The organism is Jiangella endophytica (assembly GCF_003427025.1).
Classification (GTDB): domain Bacteria; phylum Actinomycetota; class Actinomycetes; order Jiangellales; family Jiangellaceae; genus Jiangella; species Jiangella endophytica.
In genome coordinates, this window is record NZ_QVAI01000032.1 from 1 (window position 1) to 24,884 (window position 24,884).

Consider the following 24,884-nt stretch of genomic DNA (forward strand, 5'->3'; position numbering starts at 1 on the left):
TGTCGTCGGCGACCTCCACACCGTCCTCCCACAAGCCACTGCGGCCATTTTTCAACGCACCTCTTGACGAATCTTCCACGCATGTGTTGACTCGGCTCTCAGGAGGCGATGAGCATGGGCAATGTGCAGTGGATCCCGCTGGTGCCGGTGGCCGAACTCCCCGCCGATCTCGAGCTGATGGCGAAGAAGTGGATCGCCATGGAGGACGGAGACCCGAACTTCATCCAGACCGTCGGGCAGGTCCCGGAGACGCTACGGCCGTACATCCGGTGGAGCTCGCCGATGTGGCGCAAGGGACTGATCCAGCACCGCACCAAGGAGCTGTGCCGGATCAGGATCGCCAACGCGAACGACTGTCCGTACTGCATGAACATGCGGTTCGAGACCGGGCGCCGGCAGGGCATCGACAAAGTGCTTGAGGACCAGCTCGGCGACTACGAGGCCGGTGACTTCACCGATCGTGAGAAGGCCGCGCTCCGCTACACCGACGAGATCTACATGGACAACATCCTCTGGGACTATCAGCGTGTTCCGGCCGACGTCTACGAGCGGCTGTCGCTGCAGTTCACCGAGGCCGAGATCGTGGAACTGACGTGGGCCATCTCGGTCGCCATCGAGTACGGGCGCAATTTCACCGTCTGGGGTGTGCCCGTCACCAATGAGAAGACCCGGCTCCCGCTGCAGCAGCTGCAGGAGCGCATGAGCCCGAAGCTCGAGGTCGACAGCGCGACGGAGGCGGAGTGCCGCGCCGAGCTGTTGCGCATCTACGACGAGCAGCCCAAGGACGCTGTAGCGCTGAGCACTCTGCTCGCCCGGCCCGACATGCTGCACCCGGTGCTGCGGTACTACCGGCACCTCACCGACGGCGGGCCGCTCGAACCGAGCGTGAAGCACGCGGTGAAGACCAAGATCCTCCAGCTCGACGAACGGATCACCGACGGCGACCAGCCGGGCCAGGCGACGGAACGTGTGGCGGCCGCGACCGAGTGGGCCGCCGCGATGGCGGTCGACTTCCGGACCCTGGTCGGCAACACGGACGCACGAGACCGGCTGGCGGCGGTGTTCAGCGTGCCGGAGCTGGTCGAGCTGGGCATGTGGTCCGGCTTCAGCCTGATCCTGCGCCGGGTCGCCGCTGTGCTCGGCTCCCGGGTGTTGCCGGCGACGTACGGGCTGCAGGCTCCGACTCGCTGAACTGAATGGTGAGGAGATCGATGTACGAGGACGTCTTCGTTCTGGACTCGCTGGTGCACGCGCTCAACTGGACGGAGGAGAACTGGGCCGACCGGACGGCGTGCAAGGCATCGTGTGACGCGGCCGCCTTCACCGCTGCCAACCACGGCCACCCGGCCTACGACATGCCGCCCGAGTTGTTCCTGCGCGACTGGACGCCGGAGGATTCTGCCAACCTGCTGTTCCGTGAGAGCACGACGAGCGTGGGTGTGTTCAACCCGCAGCCGCTGTTCGTGTTCAAGGACGGGCAGACATCGGTGGAGAAGGCCGTCGAGGCCGTGACGAAGTACCCGAGCCGCTTCATCGGCAGCTACGCGGCGATCGACCCGCTCCGCGACGGCTGGCGCACGCACCTGGCCGAGCAGATCGCCGAGCTGAGGCCGCTGGGCATCAAGGTCTACCCGGCCAGCTGGCAGGAGCAGGGCATGCGGACCTGGGCGCTGAACGACCCGAAGGTCGCCTTCCCGCTCTTCGAGTTCGCCCTCGAGCACGGGATCCGCCACATCGCCGTCCACAAGGCGCTGCCGATCGGGCCGATGGAGTACCGCGGCGCCTTCGGCCCAGCCGACGTCGAGGGCGCGGCGGCACACTTCCCGGAGATCGACTTCGAGGTCGTGCACGGTGGCATGTCGTTCGTCGAAGAGACCGCCTGGCTGCTGGCGAAGTTCCCGAACGTCTACATCAACCTCGAGAACATGAACATCGTCGTGGCGCGGCGGCCGCGCACCTTCGCGCGGCTGCTGCTCGGCCTGCTGCACGTCGGAGGCAACGCGCTCTACGACCGCATCCAGTGGGGGACAGGTACCTTCCAGTTCCACCCCCGCCGTTGCATCGAGGCGTTCCTCGACTTCGAGTTCCCCGACGACCTGCTCGAGGACACCGGCCTCTACCACCCGGTCGAGCAGATCACTCTCGAGCGCAAGCGGGACATCCTGGCGCGCAACTTCGCCCGTCGCCACGACCTCGACCTCGACCGGCTCCGGCAGGGGATCGCCGGCGACGAGTTCGCCCGGCTGCCCGGAGAGCCGCTCCCGGCGCCGTACTCGACGCTGAGCTGGCTGAGCCCGGACGTCCACGCGGCCACGTTCGCCCCGCTGGAGGAGCCGGCGACCGCGAGTGCGCCATGACCGCGCTCGCGCACGTCGGCTGGTCGGTACCGGGAGGCCTGGGGGCGGCGGTGGAGGACAGGCTCGACCAGATCATCGACCCCTGCAGCACCGCCAGCGTGCTGCCGATGAGCATCGTCGAGATGGGGCTGGTCGCCGACGTGACGCTGGCGGGCGGCCGGTTGGCCGTGCACCTGCGGCTCACGTCGCCGTCCTGCCTGATGGTCGGCTACATCGCCCGTGAGGTGGAGGAACGGCTGGCCGGCCTCGCCGACGGCGTCGACGTCGTGCCCGACGCCGGACTCGACTGGGATCCGGGCCACGTCGATCCGGAGATCGCCGCCGAGCGAGCGCGCCGGCTCACCTTCCTCGACCTGAAGGGGTTAGCCCGGCCGGCGGGGTGACGTCGCTCGAACCGGTCAGGACACCAGGCCGGCGAAGTCCATCTCCGGGACCGGTTCGACGATCCGGCGGATCGCGTCGAGGTCGGCGCCGGTCAGCTCGATGGTCAGAGCGCGGCGCAGCGCGTCGACGTGCTCGGGCGCCTGGACGCCGACGATGGGGATCGCCGTCACGGGGTGCGACCGGGCCCAGGCCACGGCCAGTTCGGGCAGCCGCACGCCGTGCCGAGCGGCGATGTCGGACAGCCGGGCGGTCGCGGCGACCCGGGCGGCGTAGCGATCGCCGCCGAAGTCGGGTGACTGGCTGCGAAAGTCGGAGCTGGGAAACGCCGGGGCCGGCCCGAAGGTCCCGGACAGGTAGCCCTGGGCCAGCGCAGCGTAGCCCAGCACCGTGACGTCGTGGCGTTGCGCAAACGGGAGGATCTCCCGCTCCACGTCGCGGCTGAAGAGGCTGTACGGCACCTGGACGACGTCCAGCGGCGCCGTCGCGGTGAACCGGGTCAGCTGCTCGACGGTGAAGTTCGAGACGCCGACGGCGCGGGTCAGGCCCTCGTCGACGAAGTCACGCATCGCCGCCGCCACCTCGTCGACCGGCACCTCGGGGTCGAACCAGTGCACGAGATACATGTCCAGCTGCTCCACGCCCAGCCGGGAGAGCGACGTGAGCAGGGACGAGCGCAGGAATTCCGGCCGCGAGTTCGGCACGAACGGGGTGGCCGCGCCGGGCCGGTCGCGCAGTTCCAGCCCGCCCTTGGAGCACAGAACCAGACTGTCGCGGTCGCGCCGCAGGCGATCGGCGAAAAGCGTGCCCAGGATGCGCTCGGCGCGCCCGTAGGCGTGCGCGGTGTCGAAGAGCGCCAGGCCTTGGTCCACTGCGTGGGCGAGCGCCGCCTTGGACTGCTCGGGATCACCCGCCCAGACCGACGCCAGTGTGTACGTGCCGATGCAGACGGGCGGCAGCTCGCGCCCGGTCACGAGAGCAGCCCCTGCTCCTCGGGGGTGGCGTCGTCGCGAAGGACGACCCAGAGGCCCTCGCCGCTGGCGGCGACCACGCCGTCGCGGCGGATCTCCCCGGTGACGAAGAGCTTGCGGTTCTCGCGCCGGATGATCCGGGCACTCACCTGGAGTGGGATCCCCACCGGCAGTACCCGCCGATAGTCGACGTGCAGGTAGGCGGTGCGGCTCGGCGGGCCCGCGTTCGCGAGGCGCCCGAGGACCTCGTCGAAGGCCAGTGCGATGGCGCCGCCATGCGCCGCCACCCCGCCACCGAGGTAGAACGGCGAGAACGCGAACGTCCCTTCCGCGGTGTCGTCGTCGATGCTCGTGAAGTCGATCGGCACGGAGAGTGGATGACCCCGGCCGGCGACGTCGCCGCGCAACCCGCTGTACTGGCGGCCCACCTCGACCCGGGCCTGGGCGAGCACAGTCGATGCCTGTTCGATCAGGGCGCGGGCGCTGTCGGCGATCTCGGACGAGGGATCGGAGCAGGTGACGAGATCCTGTAGCTCGCGGAGGGCGGACACGAGGGCCACGAAGGACGATCCGCCCGGGGTGATGCCGCCGGTGTCATGGCCCCAGTAGCGCCGGGGGTCGGCGATGGCGGTGTCGGCACGGCGATCGGTCACGTTCGGCTCCTCCTCGGTCCGGCACGGGCGCACTGTCAATGTACCCGTTGACGAATTCTCGACCATCGGCCTACGCTCGTCAACGGGTACGTGGACAGAGGAGGAGTCTCAGATGGCGGGAACGCAGTTGCTCGACGCCGGGAGCGTCGACCTCGACGATCTCTACGGCGACCTGGCGACCAACCATCCCGAGGTCTTCTATGCCCGGGTCCGTGAGGCTGGGCGCGTCTACCGCAACCGCCGGTGGGGCGGGTGGATCGTCACCGGGTACGACGAGGTCGCGGCCGGCTACCGCGATCACACCCGGCTGAGCTCCAATCGGATGGCCGGACCCTGGGGCGAGAAAGCCGGCCGGCAGCGGGGCGAGGGTGAACTCTCGCCCGTCTTCCGGATCATGGGCGCGTTCTTCGGCTGGATGGACCCACCCGACCACACCCGGTTTCGCACGTTGCTGCAGTCCGCGTTCACGCCGGGCTCGATCGAGCAGATGCGCCCGCGCGTCGCCGAGCTGGTCGCCGAGTACGCCGAGGCCATCCCCGATAGCGAGCCGTTCGACTTCATCGACCGCTTCGCGTTCCACCTGCCCGTGACGGTGATCGCCGAGTACCTGGGCGCTCGGGCCGAGGACCGCCACCTCATCGGGGAGTGGTCGGAGGACCTGGGGCACACCATCTTCGCCGCCAAGGACGGCCTCGACCCGGCCGAGCGGGCGCGGCTCGGTGACCGGGCGATCGAGAGCTTCCGGGCGTACTTCGAGGAGATCATCGCCGAGCGGCGCAGGTCGCCTCGCGACGACCTGATCTCACGGCTCGTCACGGCCGGGACGCCGCTCACGCAGGACGAGATCGTGGCGCAGAGCATCGTGATGATCTTCGCAGGTCACGAGACCACCACGAATCTGCTCGCCAACGGCATGGTGGCCTTCGGCCGATCGCCGGACCAGTGGCGCCTGCTGCGCGCCGATCCGGGGTTGGCCCGCACGGCCACCGAGGAACTGCTGCGCTACGACGGGCCCATCGGCGCCCAGGGCCGCTGGGCGACCACCTCGTTCGAGTGGGATGGTCAACTGATCCGCGAGAACGACCGCGTCATGCTCGTCCAGTGGGCGGCGAACCGCGATCCGCGCGGTTTCGACCAGCCCGATCGTTTCGACATCACGAGGAAGCGGAATCGACACCTGGGATTCGGGCACGGTATTCACACCTGTCTCGGTTCGCCGTTGGCTCGCGTCGAGGTACAGGAGGCACTGAAGCATTTGGCCGGCCGGTTCGCCGAGGTGCGGATCGCGACCGACCCGCTGCGCTACAAGTCCACGCTGACATCGCGGAGCCTCGCCCGGCTGGACGTCTGTCTCGTCCCTGGCTGAGCGTCGGAGTAGGCTCGCCACTCGGTGCCTGCGATACTGGTGGCGTTCCCGCGCGCCCACGGGCGCGGGTGACTCCAGAGCTCAGATGAGGTGTTGCGCTTTGTCCAGTGGAATCGGGAAGCGGCGTCAGGCGGCGCGTTCTGGGGGCCGCGAGTCCTACGAGGAGCGCCGGCGCAAACTCATCGAGGCCGCCGCGGCGGTCTTCCAGGAGAAGGGCTACGGCGCCGCCAGCCTGGGGGACGTGGCGAATCTGCTCGGCTCTGATCGTGCCTCGCTGTATTACTACGTCTCCAGCAAGGAAGAGCTCTTTCATTCCGTCGTGTTCCACGCGGCCGAAGAGAACGTCCGCATCGCCGAGGAGATCTGCGCCAGTGACATCCCGAGCGGGGAGAAGCTCGAGCAGCTGATCCGGGCATTGATGCTTTCGTATGAGAAGCACTATCCCTATCTCTACGTGTACGTGCAGGAGAAGATGAGCCTCTTCGGTCCCGAAGAGGACCGGTCGGTCTGGGCGTCGGACATGTGGGAGCTCAACCGGCGCTATCAGGACCTCGTCACCGGCGTGGTCGAGGAGGGCATCAAGGAGGGCGTCATCAAGGACGTCGGCCGGCCGCGGGTCATCGCCTACGGCATCATCGGCATGGTCGCCTGGACGCACAGGTGGTTCCGCCCCGAGGGCCAGTCCACCGGTGAGGAAGTCGCCGAGGCGCTCGCCGAGATCGCCATGCGTGGCGTGCTGGCAGACCGCACCTGACCCTCCGCTCGTCGCCGCGCTGATCCGTCGCGGGGCGGCTTCTGCCTGCTCTTTTGCCGCCTGCCTAGCCGCCGCGGTGGTGCGGGCGATTCTGTCAACACACCTTTCCACAAGGGTGTTGACAGTTCTTCTGGCCGATCGTAGCCTCGGCGCCAAGCGAGCTCGGGGCTCAGCCCCGGCCGGGCACCAAGGAGGGTGCACATGGGCAAGAGAGTCGCGGCGGCCGCGGGTGTCGGCGTTCTACTGGCCGGGATCACCGCGTGTGGCGGGTCCGGCGGGGACGAGGTCTCCGGTGCGGCGGGATCGGGAGAGCCGATCAGGATCGGCGTGGACCTGGATCTCTCCGGGCCGTTCTCCATCGGCGGGCAGGGTGCTCTGAAGGGCATCGAGGCGTACTTCGACGCCGTCAACGAGGCGGGGGGGATCGCCGGCCGGGAGGTCGAGCTGACCACCCTCGACAGCGCCGCCGACGTCAACCGGGCGCTGAGCAACGTCCAACAGCTCATCAACCAGGACCAGGTCGACGCGCTCCTCGGCGTCTCCGTGAGCAGCATCTCCGAGGCCCTGGATCCCGTCGTGGCGGACCACGAGATCCCTCTGGTCTCGGTTGCCGCGGCGCCGAGTCAGATCTTCCCCGACCCCAGTGATTGGGTCGTCATGGCCCAGTCGGTGCAGAACCAGCAGGTCGGCCCCGCGGTGCAGTTGATCGGCGAGCTGGTCGACTCGGATCAGCCGCGGGTGGCGTACATCCACTTCGACTCCGCCGCCCACCACGGGTTCGGCAACGGGCTGACCGAGGCGGTCGAGTCGCGCGGCTGGGAGCTGACCGCGGCCGAGGTGGTGCCGCTGACGGCCGCGCCGGATGTGCGCGCGCAGGCGTCGAACATCGTGGCGTCGCGGCCGGACGTGGTGGTGAGCCTCATGACCGACAAGAACTCGAAGCTGCTGCAGGAGACCCTTCGGGTACAGGGGTTCACTGGCCCGATCATCCAGAACCCGGACACCGGCCCGGACGTCCTGGACCAGGTCACAGACGACCCGAACTTCTACCTGATGACGCACACGTACATCGACAACACGGAGAGCGACGACATCGGCGGTGACGACAACTGGGCCGCGATGACGGATGCCTTCGACGCCACGGGCGTGCCGGTCGACACGGCCTACAGCGTGCGCGGGTACATCAACGCCCAGGTGCTCGGCAACGCGCTCGAGGAGTGCGGAGGCTGCACGGGCGCCGAGCTGCGCGACACCCTGGTCGGAACCACCGTTCCCACCGATGGCATCACGCCTGGCGATATCAGCTTCGCCGAGGACAACCACCAGGGCGTCGAGGCCGTGCCGATCTACCGCTGGAACGGACAGCTGGAGCACGTCGGCGACTACCCGACCGGCACCGGGCTCGACTGACGACTGCGGCGCGGGTGGGTCACCGGCGTCGACGGGATGCGCGGCGCCGGATCACCCGGTCGGGAGGGTCGAGCATGGGCTCTGGTCGGCGTTTCGAAGATCGGCTCGCCGGATGTGACTGCCGGGTTCTCCGCCGAGGGGTGGCGGTCGACGCTCGCGGGCATCTCGTGGGTGGCTACTACGCGGTGCACGCCGCTCCGCACGGCGACATCCGAGCGGATCCCGCCGGAGATGAAGGACGCGATCATTGCCTCGGGGCGCGGATCCGTCGCACCGGCCGGCATGGCTGCGACCATGGCGCAGCTGGCCTCTGATGAGGCGTTTGACCTGGCCCGCGCGGTCTTCCTCTCGAACGTAGGCCCCATCGAGCGGCCTTGAATACGATTCGTCAACACCATTTTCTACACAGGCGTTGACAGACTGATCCGGGCGCTCGTAGCCTCGACGAAACATTCGGGCGGAGGGCCTGTCTCGCACCGTGATCTCGGGAATCAGGAGGAAATCGATGCGCAGGACCCTTGTGGTGGCGGCTGGTGTGGTCGTGCTGGCGGCATGCGGTGGCGGCGACGGTGAGACGACGGGCGGGTCCGCGGAGAGCATCGTGATCGCGTACAACGGCGATCTGTCCGGCCCGTTCTCGATCACCGGGCAGGGCGCCCTGAAGGGCATCGAGGCGTACTTCGACGCCGCCAACGCGGCAGGTGGAGTGGCCGGCCGGCAGGTCGAGCTCGTCACCACCGACGACGGCGCGGACGTGAACCGCGCGCTGAGCAACGTCCAGCAACTCCTGGCGCAGGACGAGCCAGCAGCGCTCACCGGCATCACCGTCAGCAGCATCTGCGAGGCGCTGGACGAGACCGTCGCCGCCGCCGAAGTGCCGCTGTTCTGCACCGCCACCGCGCCGGGCCAGATCTCCCCGCCGGAGCCCAGCGACTGGGCCTTCCAGCCGCAGTCGGGCCCGAACTTCCAGGTCGCACCCGCGGTGCGGCTGATCGAGGAGCTGGTGGAGTCGGAGCGGCCGCGCGTGGCGTACATCCACTTCGACTCCGCCGCCCAGCACGGGTTCGGCGAGGGACTGACCGAGGCGGTGGAAGCGCTGGGGTGGGAGTTGACGGCGGGCGAGGTGGTGCCGCTGACCGCGAGCCCGGACGTCCGAGCGCAGGCGTCGAACATCGTGGCGTCGCGGCCGGACGTGGTGGTGAGCCTCATGACCGACAAGAACTCGAAGCTGCTGCAGGAGACGTTGCGGGTGCAGGGGTTCACCGGTCCGATCATCCAGAACCCGGACACCGGCCCGGACATCCTGGCGCAGGTCACGGACGATCCGGCCTTCTACCTGATGACGCACACATACATCGAGAACACCGAGTCCGACGACATCGGCGGCGACGACAACTGGGCCGCCATGGTCGCGGCCTTCGAGGCTAGCGACCTGCCTTTGAACACGTCCTACGCCGCCCGGGGCTACGTCTACGGCGCGGTCATCGCTCAGGCGCTCGAGGACTGCGACGCCTGCACCGGCGAAGACCTGCGGCAGGCGATCCTCGAGGTGACGGCGCCGACCGACGGCATCACCCCTGGCGACATCACCTTCACCGAGGACAACCACCAGGGTGTCGAGGCCGTACCGGTCTACCGCTGGAACGGACAACTCGAGCACGTCGGCGACTACCCGATCGGCACGGGCACCGACGGCTGAGCCCGTCGCGCCGCCCCACGGACCGAAAGACGAGGCCTGACGATGACGCGGGACCTGGGAACACTGCTGGTCGGGACCATCGTCGATGGCTCGCTTTACGCGACCATCGGCGTGGGTTTCGTGATCCTGTTCAGATCGACCGGAGTGATCAACTTCGCGCAGGGCGCCTTCATGGCCCTGGGCGGCTACCTCTACCTGGCGGCGACGCAGACGGGTCTGCCCTGGCTGTTCGCGCTGCTGGCCGCGGTGGCCGCGGCCGGTGCCATCGGCGCCGGCGTCTACGTCCTGTTCTTCCGGCGCCTCGTCGGGGCTGAGCTGTTCCCGCTGGTCATCGCGACACTCGGGCTGTCGACCGTCCTCACCGTCGGGATGATGCTGATCTGGGGACCGCAGATCCGCACGCTGCCGGCGGCCTTCGAGATGCGGGCGCTGTTCACCGTCGGCGGCATGCCGGTCACGGCCCTCGACGTGTTCGTGGTCGTGCTCGCGGTGGTCGCGATCGCCGGGGTGGCCGGCCTGGTGCAGGGCACCCGGCTGGGCACCCGCATGCGCGCGGTGGCCGACAGCTCACTGCTCTCCGGCCTCATGCGCATCGACGTGAACAAGGTGTCCGCGCTCGCCTGGGGACTGTCCTGCGCGTTGACGGCGGCCGCCGGCGTGGCCTTCGCGCTGCGCAGCACGCTCGACCCGATCACCTCGCAGGGCTTCGGGCTGGTCGCGTTCGCGGCCGTGCTCATCGGCGGTCTCGACTCGCTGCGCGGCGCCGTGGTGGGCAGCCTGATCCTCGCATTCGTGCAGACCTCCGCCGTCCTCGTGCTCGGCGGCTCGTGGGCCGAGGTGACGGCGTACGTCGCGCTGCTGCTGATCTTGTTCACCCGGCCCCAGGGGGTGTTCGGCAGTCCGAGCGTGGTGCGGCTGTGAGCACCCAGCACGGCTCCGCGCCCGTCGCCCGGCAGGAAGGCACCGCCATGCGCCAGTTCCTGGCTCTCGCCAGCCGCTTCGGCTGGATCGTCGTACCCGTCGCGTTCGTCTGGGTGCTCGCCTCCGGCGACCGCTACTGGCAGTTCGTGGCTGGGCTGGTGATCATCTATGCGCTCAGTGCGCTCGGCCTGGACTGGCTCATGGGCCGGGCCGGTATCGTCTCGCTCGGCAACGGCGCGTTGATGGCGGCCGGCGCGTTCAGCGCCGCTTATCTCAGCCAGTTCGAGTGGGCCAGCTTCCCGGTGACCTTGCTGCTGGTGACCGCGCTCGGCGGCGTGCTGGGCCTGCTGATGAGCATCCCCGCCGCACGGTTGCGGGGCATCTACTTCGCGCTGGTCACGCTCGCGCTGCACTTCATCGTCGTGTTCGTCGGACATCAGTACCAGCAGACCTCGACGGCGTTCCTCGGCGGCGTGCCGGTCGCCGATCCGGTGCTGTTCGGCTACGAGCTGGAGCTCGGCGTGCCGTGGCTGCTCTTCCTCGGCGTCCTGCTCGGCGTGGTCTGGCTGCTCCTGCACAGCATGTACGCCGCGCACCCCGGTCGCATGTGGTTGGCGATCCACGAGAACGAACTGGCCGCGCGGACGATCGGGGTCGTCGCGCCGCGGTGGAAGCTGAGCGCCTTCGTCGGCAGCTCGGCGCTGATCACGCTGTCGGGCGGGCTGCTGGGCTTCTACACGGGGCGGGTGTCGGCGGACACCTTCACGCTGATCTTCGCGATCGGCTTCGTGGTGATGGTGATCGTCGGCGGCCAGCGCTCCGTCACCGGCGTGCTGCTCGGCGCGACCGCGGTCACGGTGGCACCGCTGCTGTTCGGCCAGCTCACCCGCGACCTCTCGTCCGGGCAGGCCGGCTTCCTGGGCTGGCTGCGCGACAACGTCTTCGTCCTCAACAGCGGACTTTTCGGCGTCTTCGTGCTGGTCGTGCTGCTCTACCTGCCGCGCGGGGTGGTGCCCAGTCTCGCCGAGTGGGTGCGGGCGCGGGTGATCCACGGTGCCGCCCCGTCCGCCACACCGGCGCCGCTCTCCGCCGCGTCGACCGAGGCGGCCGAGGTGGAGTCGGGGGAGCCGCCGCTGCTGGAGATCCGGGATCTGCGGCTGACCTATCGCAACGGCGCCCGTGCCCTCGATGGTGTCGATCTCGGCCTGCGGCGGGGCGAACTGCTCGCCGTCGTGGGCCGCAACGGCGCCGGCAAGTCGAGTCTGATGCGTGCGGTCACCGGCTTCTACCGATCCGAGGGAGTGACGCTGCGCGGCCGGGTCGCGGTCGACGGCGTCGACATCGCCGGGCGGTCGCCGGCCCGCAGCGCCCGGCTGGGCATCACGCTCGTGCCGGAGCGCGACAAGGTGTTCGGAGGCCTGACGGTGGGCGAGCAGCTGCGCAACGTCGGCGACATCGACGCCGCCAAGGACGCGATGCCGAACGAATGGGAGCTGCTGGAGAGCCGGTGGAACTCGCCCGCCGGGTTGCTCAGCGGCGGCGAGCGGCAGATCCTGGCCATGACGATGGCCGCCAGCCTCCGGCCGCGGCTGCTGCTCGTCGACGAGATGTCGCTCGGTTTGTCGCCGATCGCCATCGACCGGGTCACCCGGGCGCTACGCGATCTGCACGAACGGACCGGCGTCACCATCCTGATCGTCGAGCAGAACGTCGACGTGGCCCGCGGACTCGCGGACCGGGTGCTGCTCATGGAGGCCGGCACGCTGCGGCCACTGGGCGAGCCCGACGGATCACCGGCCGGCGCGGCCGCCGCACGGGAAGGGAGCATCGATGCTTCACGTTGACGATGTCTCGCTGGACTTCGGCGGGATCAAGGCGATCGACTCGGTCTCCCTGGAGGTGCAGGAGGGCCGCTGCTTCGGGCTCATCGGTCCCAACGGCGCGGGGAAGACCGCGATGCTGAACTGCGTCTCGGGGGTGTACCGCCCGACCAGTGGCGCGATCCGGTTCCGCGGCGAGAGCCTCCTGGGGTTGGCCCCGGACCAGATCTCCGCCCGCGGGGTCGGCCGGACCTTCCAGTCGATGGAACAGTTCGAGGACTTCCTGGTCCTGGACTACCTGCTGGTCTCACGGTCGGCGCAGTTCTCCACCAGCACGCTGCTCGCGGCGCTGCGGTGGCCGTCGCTGCGCCGTCGCGAGCGGGACGAGCGGGCCAGAGCGGGTGAGACGCTGGAGAAGCTCGGCATCGCCCAGTACGCCCGGCACCGGCTCTCCGAGGTTCCGTACGGCACGCAGAAACTCATCGACATCGCTCGCGTGCTGTGCTCCGCGGCGCCGTTCGTCCTACTGGACGAACCCACCTCGGGCACGACGTCGGGCGAGCGCCCCAGCATCTCCGAGGCGCTGGACCTGCTGCTGGCCGACGGTCGCACGGTGGTGGTCGTCGATCACGACGTCGACTTCGTGACGCGGCACGCCGAACGCGTGGCGGCCCTGGACCGCGGCGTGCTGCTCGCGACCGGGACGAGTCGCGAGGTGCTGGCCGATCCGGTGGTGCGGCGCATCTACCTGGGACTGGTGAACGATGGCTGAGGCGTTGCGGCACACCGGGGCGACGGTCGTGGTGACGGGCGCGGCCAGCGGCATCGGGCGCGCCCTCACGACGAGGCTGCTGCGCGAGGGCGCCAACGTCGTGGCGTTCGACGTCGCCGCCGACAAGCTGGCCGAACTGGAGAAGGAGGCCGGCGGCGCGGCGCTCGTCACGGTGACCGGCGACGTGAGCGTCGAGGCCGACGTGCGGTGTGCGCACGACGCGGCCGTCGCGACGTTCGGCGGCTATGACGGCCTGGCCAACGTCGCCGGCGTCATGGACTGGTTCGTCCCGGCGCACGAGCTCGACGACGACACCTGGGAGCGGGTCTTCGCGGTCAACGTCACCGGCCCGATGCGGACGACCCGCCTGGCGCTGGATCAGTTCCTGCGCCGCGGTCGCGGAGCGATCGTCAACGTCGCGTCCGAGGCGGCCCTGCGGGGCGCCGCGGGTGGTTTCGCCTATACCGCCGCGAAGCATGCGGTGCTGGGGCAGACGAAATCCGTGGCGTGGGCGTACCGCGGCGAGGGGATCCGCTGCAACGTGGTCTGCCCGGGCGCCGTCGACACCAACCTGGGCACCTCGGCGACGCCCCGAGGGGACTTCGGCATCGACAAGCTCCGCCCGGTCCTGCGCTTGCGCGGACCGAGCGTCGACCCGGACCAGCCGGCCGGCACCATCTCGTGGCTGCTCAGCGCCGAGGCGGCGAACGTGACGGGCGCCGTGCTGGTGGCGGACGGCGGATGGGGCGCCGGCTAGTCGATCACTTTCGGCCAAAGGAGGCAGGCAATGATCGTCAGAGACATCATGAAACGCGCGGTGGACCGCTTCCCCGACCAGGTGGCACTGTCCGAGGCGGACCGGTCGCTGACCTTCGCGCAGGCGTGGGAGCGCGGCAGCCGGATGGCGAACCTGCTGCGCGACAACGGCGTCCAGCCGGGTGACCGCGTGGCGTCGTTGGAGGACAACACCATCCAAGCAGCCGACCTGCTGCTGGCCTGCACGATCGGCAACTTCGTGCGGGTGCCGCTCTATGCGCGCAACGCCGTGGCTTCGCACGTGCACATGGTCGCGCACACCGCGTGCACCGCGCTGATCGTCGACCGCGACCACGCGGGCGATCTCGACGAGATCGTGGCCGGCTGTCCCGTGCTCAAGTTCGTGCTGGTGCGAGAGGACGACTACGAGGACGTCCTGGCCACGGCGGATCCTGCCGACCCGGCCCCGGCTATCGCTGAGGACGACTACCACATCATCCGGCACACGGCCGGCACCACCGGGCTGTCTAAGGGCGTCGCTTTCACCAACCGCCGTTGGATGGCGGTGGCCCGCGACTGGCTCTACGGTTGGCCGCCGATCGAACCTGGAGACACGTTCCTGCACCAGAGCCCGATCTCGCACGGCTCCGGGTACTTCTTCACGCCGACCTGGATGGCCGGCGGGCGCAACTACCTACTGCGCAAGCTGGTCCCCGATCAGGTGCTACGGCTGGTCGAGCGGGAGCGGATCACCCACATGCTCGGCATCCCCACGATCCTGGGCAGCCTCCTGAAGCACCCCGACGCGAAGAACTGCGATCTGTCGTCGTTGAAGGCGATCACCGTCAGCGGTGCACCGATCGCCGACGAGACGATCCGGCTGGCGTACGAGGCCTTCGGCAACGCGCTCTACACCGGCTTCGGCCAGACGGAGATCAACCCGGTGACGTTCATGCACGTCAAGGAGTGGCTCAGCGAAGTGCCCGGTTCCAACCCGCTGCGCTCGGCCGGCCGGGTGCAGTACTTCGGCGACCTCCGGATCGTGGACGTGGCGACGCACGAGGAGCTGCCGATCGGGGAGGAGGGCGAGATCGCCGCGCGGGCCGACGGGCAGATGGAGGGCTTCTGGGACGACCCGGACTCGACGTCGGAGCGGATCGTCGACGGCTGGGTGCTCACCGGCGACATGGGGCGCATGGACGCCAACGGCTACCTCTACATCATGGACCGCAAGAACGACATGATCGTCTCCGGTGGCTTCAACATCTACCCGGCGGAGCTCGAGAACGTCATTCTCAGCCACCCCGAGGTGCGCGAGGTTGCCGTCTTCTCCGTCCCGAGCGAACGATGGGGCGAATGCCCGGCGGCGGTCTGCGTCGTCGGCGACGACGCGTCGGTCACCGGCGCGGAGATCGTCGACCTCATCAGCCGCGAGCTCGGCTCCTACAAGAAGCCGGGAGAGGTCGTCGTCACCACGACGCCACTGCCGAAGAGCGCCGCCGGGAAGATCCTCAAGCGACAGCTGCGCGAACCGTACTGGGCCGGTCACGACCGCCGCGTCGCGGGCAGTTGACCGGGGGCGCGCCGCTTCGGCCGGCTCTGGCCAGAGCGGTCGCCTGTGACCTCAACGGTCTGCTTCCGGTGGGGTTGATCGGTGCGCTCGGCGTGCTCGTGTGCCGTGACCTCCGTGCGCCCGAGTGGGTCGCCGGGATCCTGGTCGGTGCCTTCTTCCTGGGCGGTGCCTGCTTCATTCTCACCACCGGGCGCGCCATCGACCGGTTCGGCTGGCGCCGCGCGGCTCTGGCCGGCCAGTTCGGGACGGTGGCGGCACTCCTCCTGCTCGCCGGCACCCCCGGGCCGTGGCAGGTTCTTCTCGCCGGCATCGCGCTCGCCGGCGTGGGCTCCTCGATCACCCAGCCGGCGACGAGCGTCCTCCTGACGAGGTACGTCGAGCCCGCGCGGCGCGGGTTCGCGCTGAACGTGAAGCTCGCGGCCGTTCCCGCGGCGCTGCTGCTGGCCGGCGTGGCGGTGCCCACCCTGGGCGAGGCGGTCGACTGGCGTTACGCCTTCCTGGCGGCGGTGGTGCTCCCGGTGGGCACGATCCTCCTGCTGCGCGGGTTCGATCCGGCACCGGTCGCCGTGCCCGCGGCCGCCCCGTCGGACCCGCGGGCCGGGTTCCGTCCCGGCTGGCGGCCCGGGCTGAGCATGCTGCTCGGGTCGATGCTGCCCGGCGTGGCCCTGGCGTTCACCGTCCCGTCGATGGTCGCGGTGTCGATGACCCCCGGCCAGGCCGGTCTGTGGTTCGCGGCACTGAACGTCGTCAGCGTCGGCACGCGGCTGGGTGTGGCGTTCCTGGCCGACCGCCCGCGCTTCGACGGCGTCCGGCCGGTGGTCGTGATGCTGCTGCTCGGTGGGCTCGGCTGCGCGCTGATCGCGGTGCCGACCACGCCGACCGTGCTGGTGGGCGCGCTGCTGGCGTTCGGCCTGGGCTGGGGCTGGACCGGTCAGGCGTTCGCGGTCGTGCTGCGCTTCGCGGAGCGACCAGGCGCCGTCGCCGGGGCGATGCAGTCCGGCGGCATGGCCGGCTCGGCGCTCGGCCCGATCCTCGGCGCGGCGGCCGTGCACCTGTGGGGGCTCGCCGGTGCCTGGCTGCTGGCCGGCGCCGCGGCGGTCGCCGCCGGGTTCGTCATCGCCGGACTGCCGGGCCCGGGGCCCGTCCCGCTGGTGAAGGAGGAGCTCGCGTGAGTCTCGCCGTCCCCGAGCCGGTCGGCTCGACCCTGGACCTCGCCGAGCTGAGCCCGGACGTGTTCGGCTCCACCGGTGCCCACCGGATCGCGACGGCGGACGCGCGCGGCGGGGCCGCCAGCCGCGACGGCGACCGGCGGCGCGTGTTCGGCGGCCAGTTGCTCGGCCAGGCGCTGCGGGCGGCCTGCCGGTCCGTCCCGGCCGGACGGCTGCCGCGATCGCTGCACGCTTACTTCCTCGCCGGGCCGGATCCGGGGCTGCCATTGGAGTACGTCGTCGAGCGGGTACGCGACGGGCGGACGGTGTCGCATCGCCGGGTGCGTGCCCGGCAGAGCGACCGTGAGCTGCTGTCGCTGGAGGCGTCGTTCGACGCCGCGGAGCCGGGCTTCGAGTTCCAGGACCGTCCGGCCGCCGGTGCCGGCCCGGACCAGCTGTCGGCGGCCACGGGCGAGGCGGCCCACGACTGGAGCGGCGTCGAGCTGCGGTTCGCTGAGAACACTGCGGCCGGATTCCACGCGGCGCACCGCCGGATCTGGATGCGCACCCGGCATCCGCTGCCGCCCGACCCCGTCCTGCACGCCTGTGCGCTGACCTATATGAGCGACCTCGCGCTGATCAGGACGGCCCTGCTCCCGGAGCCGGTGGCCAGCCACGAGGCGCCGGTCCGGCTGGCCTCCCTGGACCACGCCGTCTGGTTCCACCGGCCCGCGCCGGCCGATCGCTGGCTGCTGCTGGAGAGCATCGCGCCGGCGTCCCGTGGCACCCGTGCGCTCACGATCGGGCACGTGTACGACGAGGCCGGCCGGCTGGCCGTGACCGTCGCCCAGCAGGGCACGCTGCGGGCGCAGCCGGGCCCTCGCTGAGGTCCAGACCAATTCGTCAGCACCTGCGTTGACAACCGCTCCGGACGGCTCCTACAGTGAATTCGTCAACGCATGCGGTGACAAGCGGCACTGTGGAGGTGAACGCCCGTGACGGAAGTCCTTTCGGCTCAGGAAGTGCCGACGATCCGGCTGGATGTCCTGGATCCGCGGTTCGTCGTCGACCCGTACCCGTTCATGGAGGAGGTCCGCGCCCTCGGCCCGGTCGTCCGGGAACGGGAGTCGGGCTACTTCCTGGTCACGGGCTATCGCGACGCCGCCCGCGTCATGGGCCTGGCGAAGAGCTTCGCCTCCGACGTCGAGCACTTCGTTGCCCTCTTCGGCGGGGCAACCATGGAATGCATGGACAACCCCCGCCACGACCAGGTCAAGAGCATCTGGGCGAAGGACTTCCAGCGGGGCACCCTCGCCGAGCGCCGCGCCTTCGTCGAGCACGTGGTCGACGAGCAGACACGCGACGTCATCGACCGGCTGCGGGCCGGTGAGACGGTCGACGCGGTGACCGGGATGACCCGCGCGATCCCGACGATCATCATCGCGACCATGATGGGAGTCCGCCCGGAGGACTTCCGCCAGTTCGTCCAGTGGAGCGACGACATGGGCGGCGTGCTGGAGGCACGCGACGACGGCAGCCCGGAGGGTCGCGCCCGGGTCGAGCGGGCCAACCGCGCCACCCGCGAGCTCAACGCCTACCTCCTCAAGGAGGTGGCCCGGCGGCGGGCTGAGGGCGGCGACGACCTCGTCGCCAAGATGGCCACCAGCGACGTGCCGATGGCCGAGGACGAGATCGTCGCGAGCAACACCCAGTTGGTCTTCGCCGGCAACGAGACCACGTCGAAGCTCATGGGCTACGCCATCGCCGCGCTCGCCCAGCACCCGGAGCAGCGACGCGAGTTGCTGCACGACCGCTCGCTCGTCCCGCAGTCCATCGAGGAGGCGCACCGCTGGACCAGCGTGCTGGTCTACAACCTGCGCTTCGTCAAGGAGGAGGGCACGGTCGTCGGCGGGGTGGCGCTGCCCAAGGACGCGACCGTGATGGTGCTGCAGGCCGCGGCCAACCGTGACCCGGACCGCTGGGACGACCCCTCGGCGTTCGACCTGCACCGCCCGCCTCAGGCGCACCTCGGATTCGGGGCCGGGCTGCACAGCTGCCTCGGCCTCAACCTCGCGCGCTTGGAGACCGAGGTGCTGATCAACAAGCTGCTCGACGAGGTGCCCGACTGGGAGGTCCTGGAACCGGCGTGGGGGACCAACCCGATGGTGCGGGGCGCGTCCGCGATCCCGCTGCGACTCCCGAACTGACGGTCGTCCCGGCCCCGCCGGCTGCGAGAGATGTGGAGAACATGAAGGTCTCGATCGACAAGGACAAGTGCATCGCCAGCGGCGGATGCGTGTTCGCGGCACCCGAGGTGTTCGACCAGGACGACGACGGCATCGTCGTGCTCCTCGACGGCAACCCGCCCGAGAACCAGCGGCCACGGGTGACCGAGGCGATCGATGCCTGCCCGGCAGCCGTCATCGGCCTGGGCTGAGGACGTCCGGGTGAGTCACGGGAAGGGCGCCCGCGTCCTCGTCGTCGGCGCGTCGGCGGCCGGGTTCTCGGCCGCCGCCGCGCTCCGGCGCCGCGGCCACCACGGGCCCATCACGCTGCTGGGTGCGGAGCGGCATCCGCCGTACGACCGGCCGCCGCTGTCGAAGCAGTACCAGACACACGGCTGGGACGCGGAGCGACTCGGGCTCGCGACGCGCGAGCGGCTGGCCGGCCTTGACCTCGAGCTGCGCCTGGGCGTCCGGGCCGCGGCCCTGGACCTGTCCGAGCGGGTCGTGGAGGACGACGACGGCGGGCGGCACCGCTACGACCAGCTGGTGATCGCCACCGGTCTCGTCCCTCGCCGCCTGGCGGCGCTCGCGGGCGTCCCCACCCTCGAGCTGCGCACGCTGGAGGACGCCGACCGGCTGAAGGCGGCCCTGCGGCCCGGATCGCGGCTCGCCGTGGTCGGCGCCGGGTTCGTCGGGCTGGAAGGGGCGGCGACCGCGCGCAGGTTGGGCGCCGACGTGACGGTGGTCGAGCCCGTGGCGCATCCGCTGGCCGATCGCATCGGCTCGCGAGCGGCGACGCGGCTGTGCCGGCTGCACGAGGCGAACGGCGTCGACCTGCGGTGCGGCAGCTCTGTCGCCGGCGGCCGGGTCGACGGCGACGGGACCGTGCTGGAGCTGAGCGATGGCACCGAGCTCCTGGCCGACGCTGTGCTGGTGGCCGTGGGTGCGTCGCCGTCCACCGGGTGGCTGCGCGACTCCGGGCTCGACATCATCGACGGCGTCCGCTGCGACGAGTACTCCCGCGTCGCGGAGTCGGTCTGGGCCGCAGGGGACGTCGCCCGCTGGCGGCACATCGGCTACGGCGAGTGGCTGCGCGTCGAGCACCGCACGAACGCCACCGAACAGGGACAGCAGGTGGCCGCCGGCATCCACGGCGAGCTGACGCCGTACGTCCCGGTGCCGTTCTTCTGGACCGACCACTACGACGTCCGCGTCCAGCTGGCCGGCCGGTACCGCGACGGCCTGACCGAGACCGACGTCGAGCTGCCGGACCGGCCCGGCGCCTCGGTGACGTTGTTCCACGCCGGCGATGAACTGCGTGCCGCCCTGGCCTGGAACGCGCCCAAGGAGCTGCACCGGTACCGCCGCGAGTTGCTGGCCCGATTCGCCATGGAGAGGAGCGTCGCGTGAAGGAGGTCATCTGCCCGGCCTGCGGTGCGCTGACCGAAGGCACGACCGACGAGGAACTGTACGAGGCGACTCGTGCGCACACCGTCGACGCCCACCGCTACGACATCCCACGCGAGCACGTGCTCGCCGCCGCGGTCGAGGTGGACGCATGAACGCCTTCGAGTCGATCCGCGTCCTCGACCTCACCCACGGGGTCGCGGGCCCGTTCAGCACCATGATCCTCGGCGACCTCGGCTGCGACGTGCTCAAGATCGAGCGCCCGGGCCGCGGCGACGCCAGCCGCTACATGAACGTCAGTGAGCGGTTCCTGACCGACATCCCGCTGGTCGGCGGCGACTACTTCATGGCGATCAACCGCAACAAGCGCTCCGTCACCATCGATTTCAAGGACCAGCGGGGCATCGAGCTGGTCCGCCGGCTCGCGGATCGCGTCGACGTCGTGGTGCAGAACTTCCGCCCCGGCGTGGTGGACCGGCTGGGCATCGGCCCCGCCGAGCTGCGGGCGCGCAACCCCAGCCTGATCTACGCCTCGCTGAACGCTTACGGCGACGAGGGGCCGCTGGCCACGCATCCCGGCATGGACGTCGCCGTCCAGGCCCGGTCCGGGGTCATGTCCATCACCGGGCACGGCGGCCCCGAGGGCCCGGTCAAGCCCGGCGTCTCGCTGGCCGACTTCTCCGGCGGTGTGCACCTGTCGCTGGCCGTCCTTGCGGCGCTCTTCCAGCGCTCGGTCTCCGGGCAGGGCGACGACGTCCGCGTCTCGCTGCTCGACGCGACCATGTCGATGCTCATCAACTACTCGGTGGCGGTGACCGACGGCGCCGCCGACATCGCGCCGATGGGATCGGGCCACCCGCAGCTGGCGCCGTTCGAGGCGGTCGGGACGGCCGACGGGTACGTCGTCATCGCGCCCGGCACCAACCGGCTCTTCGCCGGCCTCTGCCGTCTGCTCGGCCGGCCGGACCTGCTCGACGACGAGCGCTTCGCCAGCAACCCGCTGCGCGTGCGGCACCGGCCGGAGCTGATGGCCGAGCTACAGCCGCTGTTCAAGGAGCGCACCACTCAGGAGTGGCTCGGCGTCCTGGAGGAGGCGGGCATCCCGTGCGCGCCGGTCAACACGCTCCGGCAGGCGTTCGCCGATGAGCAGCTGGTCGCCAACGGCATGGTGCAGAGCATCCAGCACCCCACCCTGGGCGCGCTGACCCAGCTGGGCTCGCCGTATCGCTTCGCCGGCGTCCAGCCGAGCCTGCGCCGCCACCCACCCCGACTGGGCGAGCACACCGAGGAGGTGCTCGGCGAACTGCTCGCGATCACCGCGGACGAACTGGCCGGGCTGCGAGCGGACGAGGTGATCTGACCATGGCCGACCTCGACCTGCTCTTCTCGCCCCGGTCCGTGGCCGTCATCGGCGCATCGGCGGACCCGGGCCGGCTCACCGGGCGGCCGCTGCGCATCCTGCGGCGGCACGGCTTCGCCGGCGAGGTGTTCGTCGTCCACCCCCGCGAGGACGAGATCGACGGCGTCCGCTGCTACCGGTCGGTCACCGAGCTGCCGTCGGTCCCGGACGTCCTGATCGTCATGCTGCGCGCCGCCGCCGTCCCCGCGGTGGCGCGGGAGGCGGGCCGCAAGGGCGTGCGCCACCTGGTCGTGCTCAGCTCCGGTTTCGAGGAGACCGACGAGGGGGTCGCGCTCTCCGCCGAGCTGAGGGACATCGCGCACCAGCACGGCATGGGCATCGTCGGCCCGAACAGCGAAGGGCTGTGGCATCTGCCCGCCCGGACGCTGCTCACCTTCGGCAGCGCCGCGATGCGCGACGACCTGCGCTCCGGGCCGATCGCGGTGCTGAGCCAGAGCGGCAGCATCGGCGCGTCCGTCATGCGCCGCCTGAACGACTCCGGCACCGGGGCGGACCTCTTCGTGAGCCTCGGCAACGAGACGCTCCTCGGCGCGGCCGACTACCTCTCCTGGATCGTCCGGAACCCGACGGTCCGCGTCGTCGCCTGCTTCCTCGAAGGACTCCGCGACGGGCGCGCCTTCCTGGAGGCGGCCTCAGCCGCCCGCGCGGCCGGCATCGCGGTCGTCGTGCTGAAGGCCGGCGCGTCCGAGCAGGGCCGGGCCGCCAGCGCCTCGCACACCGGCAAGATCTCGACGGCGGCAACGATCTACGACCGGCTGTTCGCCCAGGCCGGCGTGATCCAGGTCGGGTCGGTCGACCAACTGGCCGAGACGGCGGCGATGCTGAGCCGCGGAGGGCTGCGCGCCGGCGGTGCCTCGGACGCCGGCCTGACCGTCATCGGGCTCTCCGGCGGCAGCAGGAGCATCATCGCCGACGCCGCCGACCGGAACGCGCTGCCGCTCTCGGTGCTCGCCGCTGACACGACCGAGACCCTCGCGGAGTTCATCCCGCACTTCGGGGTCGTCACCAACCCGGTCGACCCCACCGGTCAGGTGATCAGCGACCCCGAGCTCTTTCCACGGACGATCGCGGCGCTGGCGACCGATCCGGCGACCCGGGCGCTGCTCGTCCAGTACGCCAACGGCGGCACCCGCCTGGTGCGCGAGCACCTGCCGGCGCTGACGCGCGCGGCCGCCGGCGGCGTGCCGGTCGTCGTCAGCTGCCTGCTCGACCAACTCGGCGGCGACGATCCGCTGCGGCGCGACCTCTGTGCCGCCGGGATCGGCTACACCCATGACCCGGTCGCGGCGGTCGAGCTGATCGCGCCGCTTTTCCGGGCCGCGGAGACGGCACCGGGACCCGTCCTGCCGGCCCCGCCGCCCGCGGACCCGAGGCCGGTGACCGAGTGGACCGACCTGGTGCCGCTGCTCGCGGAGGCCGGCATACGCGTCCCCCGCGAAGCCGTCGTACCGGCCGGCGCGGCCCCGGCCGAGATCGAGGCCGCCGTCGCCGCGGCCGCCCTGGAGCCCCCGCTGGTCGTCAAACCGTCACCGGACGACGTCGCGCACAAGTCGGACCTCGGGCTGGTCTTCCTCGGCCTGCCGGACATCGCCGCCGTGGTCGCGGCGGCGGGGGACGTCGCGGCCGCGCTCGGAACCGGCGCGCGCGCCGTCGTCCAGGAGATGGTGTCCAGCGACACCGAGGTCGTGGTCGTCCTCCAGGACGATCCGGACTTCGGCCGCATCATGGGCGTGGGGCTGGGCGGGTTCTTCGTCGAACTCCTCGCCGAGATGACCTACGTCTCCGTTCCCGCCTCGCCCGCACAGCTGATCGCCGCGATCCGGGGGACACGCCTCGAACGCGTGCTGGCCGGCTATCGCGGACGGCCGGCCGTCGACCTGGAGAAGCTCGCCGATCGTCTTGTCGCGCTCGGCGACCGCTACGCCCGGCTGATCGATCCGCCACAGGTACTCGAGCTCAACCCCCTGCTGGTCCTCGCGTCCGGCGAGCCGGTCGCCGTCGACTCCCTGATCGAACGACGAGGAGCGGCATCGTGACCACCGCGGGCTCGCTCGACGGCGTGCGTGTGCTGTGCGTCGACAACTACCTCGCCGGCAACTACGGCGCCATGTTGCTGGCGCTGCACGGTGCCGACGTGGTGAAGGTGGAGACGCCGTCGGGGGAGGCCATGCGGCGCAGCCGGCCGCTCGTCCCGGCAGGAGACGACCAGACGTGGAGCCACTTCGCGCTGCGGATGATGCGCGGGAAACGCTCGATCAGCCTGGACCTGGACGGCAGCAAGGACGACCGGTCGGCGTTCGAGGAGCTGGTGGGTCTCGCCGACGTGTTCTGGACGAACCTGCGCCCGCGGTCGGCGCGGCGGCGGCGGGTCGATGCGCAGACGCTGACCGCGCTCAACCCGCGGCTCGTGTACGTGAGCGTCACCGGCTTCGGACTGCCGGAAAACGGCGAGGGCGAGTTCTCCGACGTGCCGGCCTTCGACATCCTCGTCCAGGGCCTGGCCGGGATGCTCGACCGCAACGCCGACGAGTACGGCCGGCCGGCGTACAACGGTCTGCCGATCGCCGATCAGGTCACCAGCACGTATGCCGCCTTCGGCGCCCTCGTCGGCTTGCGTCAGCGTGACTCGACCGGGGTGGGCTGCGTCGTCGACGTGCCGATGTTCGACTCGATGGTCGCCCTCAACGAGAAGGCGATCAGCATGTTCGGTATGCAGGGCGCGGTGCCGCCCCCTCGGTTGTCTGCGACCACCGCGCCGTTCGGCCTCTATCGAGCGGCCGACGGCTGGGTCTGCATCGCGGTCGGCAGCGATGGCGTCTGGCGCCGATTCTGCCAGGTGGTCGGGCCGCTCATCGGCCTGCCCGAGTTGGAACGCGACGAGTCCTACCTGGTCGGTACCGACCGCGTGCGGCGCCGGGACGAGCTCGGCGACCTCGTCGAACGCTTCACGTTGCCGCGCACGGCGAAGGAGGTCGTCGACCTGCTCCTCGCGAACGAGGTTCCGGCCGGCCTGCCATTGGAAGTGGATCGGCTCCTCGAGACCGATCAGGTGAAGCAACGGGGGATCGTGCGTTCGCTGGATCTCGCGCACGGACCGGCGATCCCCGTGGTCATGAGCCCGGTGACGGTCGGCGGAGCGCCCCAGCGGGTGGACCTCCCGCCAGTGCTCGACGCCGACCACGACCAGGTACTGAACGACTGGCGAGAGTGTCAACGATCACGTTGATAATTCGTCAACGCACGTGCTAACT

General features: G+C 70.5%; 24 protein-coding genes. 22 read left to right on the forward strand and 2 right to left on the reverse strand.

Annotated elements, in window-relative coordinates:
• Positions 1-108 precede the first annotated feature (108 nt).
• The 3 genes from DZA62_RS33660 to DZA62_RS33670 are packed head-to-tail and all read left to right on the forward strand — an operon-like array spanning position 109 to position 2,740.
• Positions 109-1,191: a carboxymuconolactone decarboxylase family protein gene (locus DZA62_RS33660; RefSeq protein WP_116953355.1), complete on the forward strand. Its 1,083-nt coding sequence runs from the start codon at positions 109-111 to the stop codon at positions 1,189-1,191.
• A gap of 20 nt (positions 1,192-1,211) precedes the next feature.
• Complete coding sequence (locus tag DZA62_RS33665; RefSeq protein ID WP_157988083.1) at positions 1,212-2,357, forward strand: amidohydrolase family protein; 1,146 nt, start codon at positions 1,212-1,214, stop codon at positions 2,355-2,357.
• Complete coding sequence (locus DZA62_RS33670) at positions 2,354-2,740, forward strand: metal-sulfur cluster assembly factor (protein WP_116953357.1); 387 nt, start codon at positions 2,354-2,356, stop codon at positions 2,738-2,740. Before DZA62_RS33665 ends, DZA62_RS33670 begins: the two co-directional genes overlap by 4 nt.
• Positions 2,741-2,755: 15 nt before the next feature.
• On the opposite strand, the gene DZA62_RS33675 is transcribed toward DZA62_RS33670, so the two are convergent.
• Positions 2,756-3,712 (reverse strand): aldo/keto reductase, encoded by a 957-nt coding sequence (locus DZA62_RS33675; RefSeq protein WP_157988084.1) that lies wholly within the window; start codon positions 3,710-3,712, stop codon positions 2,756-2,758.
• Entirely contained in the window at positions 3,709-4,362 is a 654-nt protein-coding gene (locus DZA62_RS33680; RefSeq protein WP_198664489.1) for a PaaI family thioesterase, read from the reverse strand. The genes DZA62_RS33675 and DZA62_RS33680 overlap by 4 nt, the downstream gene beginning before the upstream one ends.
• Before the next feature lie 112 nt (positions 4,363-4,474).
• On the opposite strand from DZA62_RS33680, the gene DZA62_RS33685 reads away from it, so the two are divergent.
• From DZA62_RS33685 to DZA62_RS33770, 19 genes are all read left to right on the forward strand, one after another.
• Positions 4,475-5,728 (forward strand): cytochrome P450, encoded by a 1,254-nt coding sequence (locus DZA62_RS33685; RefSeq protein WP_198664490.1) that lies wholly within the window; start codon positions 4,475-4,477, stop codon positions 5,726-5,728.
• Positions 5,729-5,813: 85 nt separating this feature from the next.
• Positions 5,814-6,482 carry a TetR/AcrR family transcriptional regulator gene (locus DZA62_RS33690; RefSeq protein WP_116953360.1) on the forward strand — a complete coding sequence of 223 codons (669 nt, stop codon included), beginning with the start codon at positions 5,814-5,816 and terminating at the stop codon, positions 6,480-6,482.
• 201 nt (positions 6,483-6,683) lie between these two features.
• On the forward strand, positions 6,684-7,892 hold the full coding sequence (locus DZA62_RS33695) for an ABC transporter substrate-binding protein (protein ID WP_116953361.1): 1,209 nt from the start codon (positions 6,684-6,686) through the stop codon (positions 7,890-7,892).
• Positions 7,893-8,123: 231 nt separating this feature from the next.
• The gene (locus DZA62_RS36130) at positions 8,124-8,270 is read left to right on the forward strand and encodes a hypothetical protein (protein ID WP_157988085.1); all 147 of its coding nucleotides are present in this window, start codon (positions 8,124-8,126) and stop codon (positions 8,268-8,270) included.
• 127 nt (positions 8,271-8,397) lie between these two features.
• Complete coding sequence (locus DZA62_RS33705; RefSeq protein WP_116953363.1) at positions 8,398-9,591, forward strand: ABC transporter substrate-binding protein; 1,194 nt, start codon at positions 8,398-8,400, stop codon at positions 9,589-9,591.
• Between the two features lie 42 nt (positions 9,592-9,633).
• Positions 9,634-10,512, forward strand: a complete 879-nt coding sequence (locus DZA62_RS33710; RefSeq protein WP_116953364.1) for a branched-chain amino acid ABC transporter permease — start codon at positions 9,634-9,636, stop codon at positions 10,510-10,512.
• Positions 10,509-12,356, forward strand: coding sequence for an ABC transporter permease subunit (locus tag DZA62_RS33715; protein ID WP_116953365.1), 1,848 nt, complete (start codon positions 10,509-10,511; stop codon positions 12,354-12,356). The genes DZA62_RS33710 and DZA62_RS33715 overlap by 4 nt, the downstream gene beginning before the upstream one ends.
• Complete coding sequence (locus DZA62_RS33720; protein WP_116953366.1) at positions 12,343-13,104, forward strand: ABC transporter ATP-binding protein; 762 nt, start codon at positions 12,343-12,345, stop codon at positions 13,102-13,104. Before DZA62_RS33715 ends, DZA62_RS33720 begins: the two co-directional genes overlap by 14 nt.
• Complete coding sequence (locus DZA62_RS33725; RefSeq protein WP_116953367.1) at positions 13,097-13,861, forward strand: SDR family NAD(P)-dependent oxidoreductase; 765 nt, start codon at positions 13,097-13,099, stop codon at positions 13,859-13,861. Before DZA62_RS33720 ends, DZA62_RS33725 begins: the two co-directional genes overlap by 8 nt.
• 30 nt (positions 13,862-13,891) lie before the next feature.
• Positions 13,892-15,433: a class I adenylate-forming enzyme family protein gene (locus DZA62_RS33730; RefSeq protein WP_116953368.1), complete on the forward strand. Its 1,542-nt coding sequence runs from the start codon at positions 13,892-13,894 to the stop codon at positions 15,431-15,433.
• A 68-nt stretch (positions 15,434-15,501) separates the two neighbouring features.
• Positions 15,502-16,605 carry an MFS transporter gene (locus tag DZA62_RS33735; protein WP_198664492.1) on the forward strand — a complete coding sequence of 368 codons (1,104 nt, stop codon included), beginning with the start codon at positions 15,502-15,504 and terminating at the stop codon, positions 16,603-16,605.
• On the forward strand, positions 16,602-17,468 hold the full coding sequence (locus DZA62_RS33740) for an acyl-CoA thioesterase (protein ID WP_157988086.1): 867 nt from the start codon (positions 16,602-16,604) through the stop codon (positions 17,466-17,468). The genes DZA62_RS33735 and DZA62_RS33740 overlap by 4 nt, the downstream gene beginning before the upstream one ends.
• Before the next feature lie 108 nt (positions 17,469-17,576).
• Positions 17,577-18,788 carry a cytochrome P450 gene (locus DZA62_RS33745; protein WP_157988087.1) on the forward strand — a complete coding sequence of 404 codons (1,212 nt, stop codon included), beginning with the start codon at positions 17,577-17,579 and terminating at the stop codon, positions 18,786-18,788.
• A 41-nt stretch (positions 18,789-18,829) separates the two neighbouring features.
• Entirely contained in the window at positions 18,830-19,018 is a 189-nt protein-coding gene (locus DZA62_RS33750) for a ferredoxin (RefSeq protein ID WP_116953392.1), read from the forward strand.
• A 10-nt stretch (positions 19,019-19,028) separates the two neighbouring features.
• The gene (locus DZA62_RS33755) at positions 19,029-20,216 is read left to right on the forward strand and encodes an NAD(P)/FAD-dependent oxidoreductase (RefSeq protein WP_198664493.1); all 1,188 of its coding nucleotides are present in this window, start codon (positions 19,029-19,031) and stop codon (positions 20,214-20,216) included.
• A complete protein-coding gene (locus DZA62_RS36135; protein WP_157988088.1) occupies positions 20,213-20,368 on the forward strand; it encodes a DUF1059 domain-containing protein in 156 nt (51 codons plus the stop codon). The genes DZA62_RS33755 and DZA62_RS36135 overlap by 4 nt, the downstream gene beginning before the upstream one ends.
• On the forward strand, positions 20,365-21,573 hold the full coding sequence (locus DZA62_RS33760; protein WP_157988089.1) for a CaiB/BaiF CoA transferase family protein: 1,209 nt from the start codon (positions 20,365-20,367) through the stop codon (positions 21,571-21,573). The genes DZA62_RS36135 and DZA62_RS33760 overlap by 4 nt, the downstream gene beginning before the upstream one ends.
• A gap of 2 nt (positions 21,574-21,575) precedes the next feature.
• The gene (locus tag DZA62_RS33765) at positions 21,576-23,669 is read left to right on the forward strand and encodes an acetate--CoA ligase family protein (RefSeq protein ID WP_116953374.1); all 2,094 of its coding nucleotides are present in this window, start codon (positions 21,576-21,578) and stop codon (positions 23,667-23,669) included.
• A complete protein-coding gene (locus DZA62_RS33770; RefSeq protein WP_157988090.1) occupies positions 23,666-24,859 on the forward strand; it encodes a CaiB/BaiF CoA transferase family protein in 1,194 nt (397 codons plus the stop codon). The genes DZA62_RS33765 and DZA62_RS33770 overlap by 4 nt, the downstream gene beginning before the upstream one ends.
• Positions 24,860-24,884 lie beyond the last annotated feature (25 nt).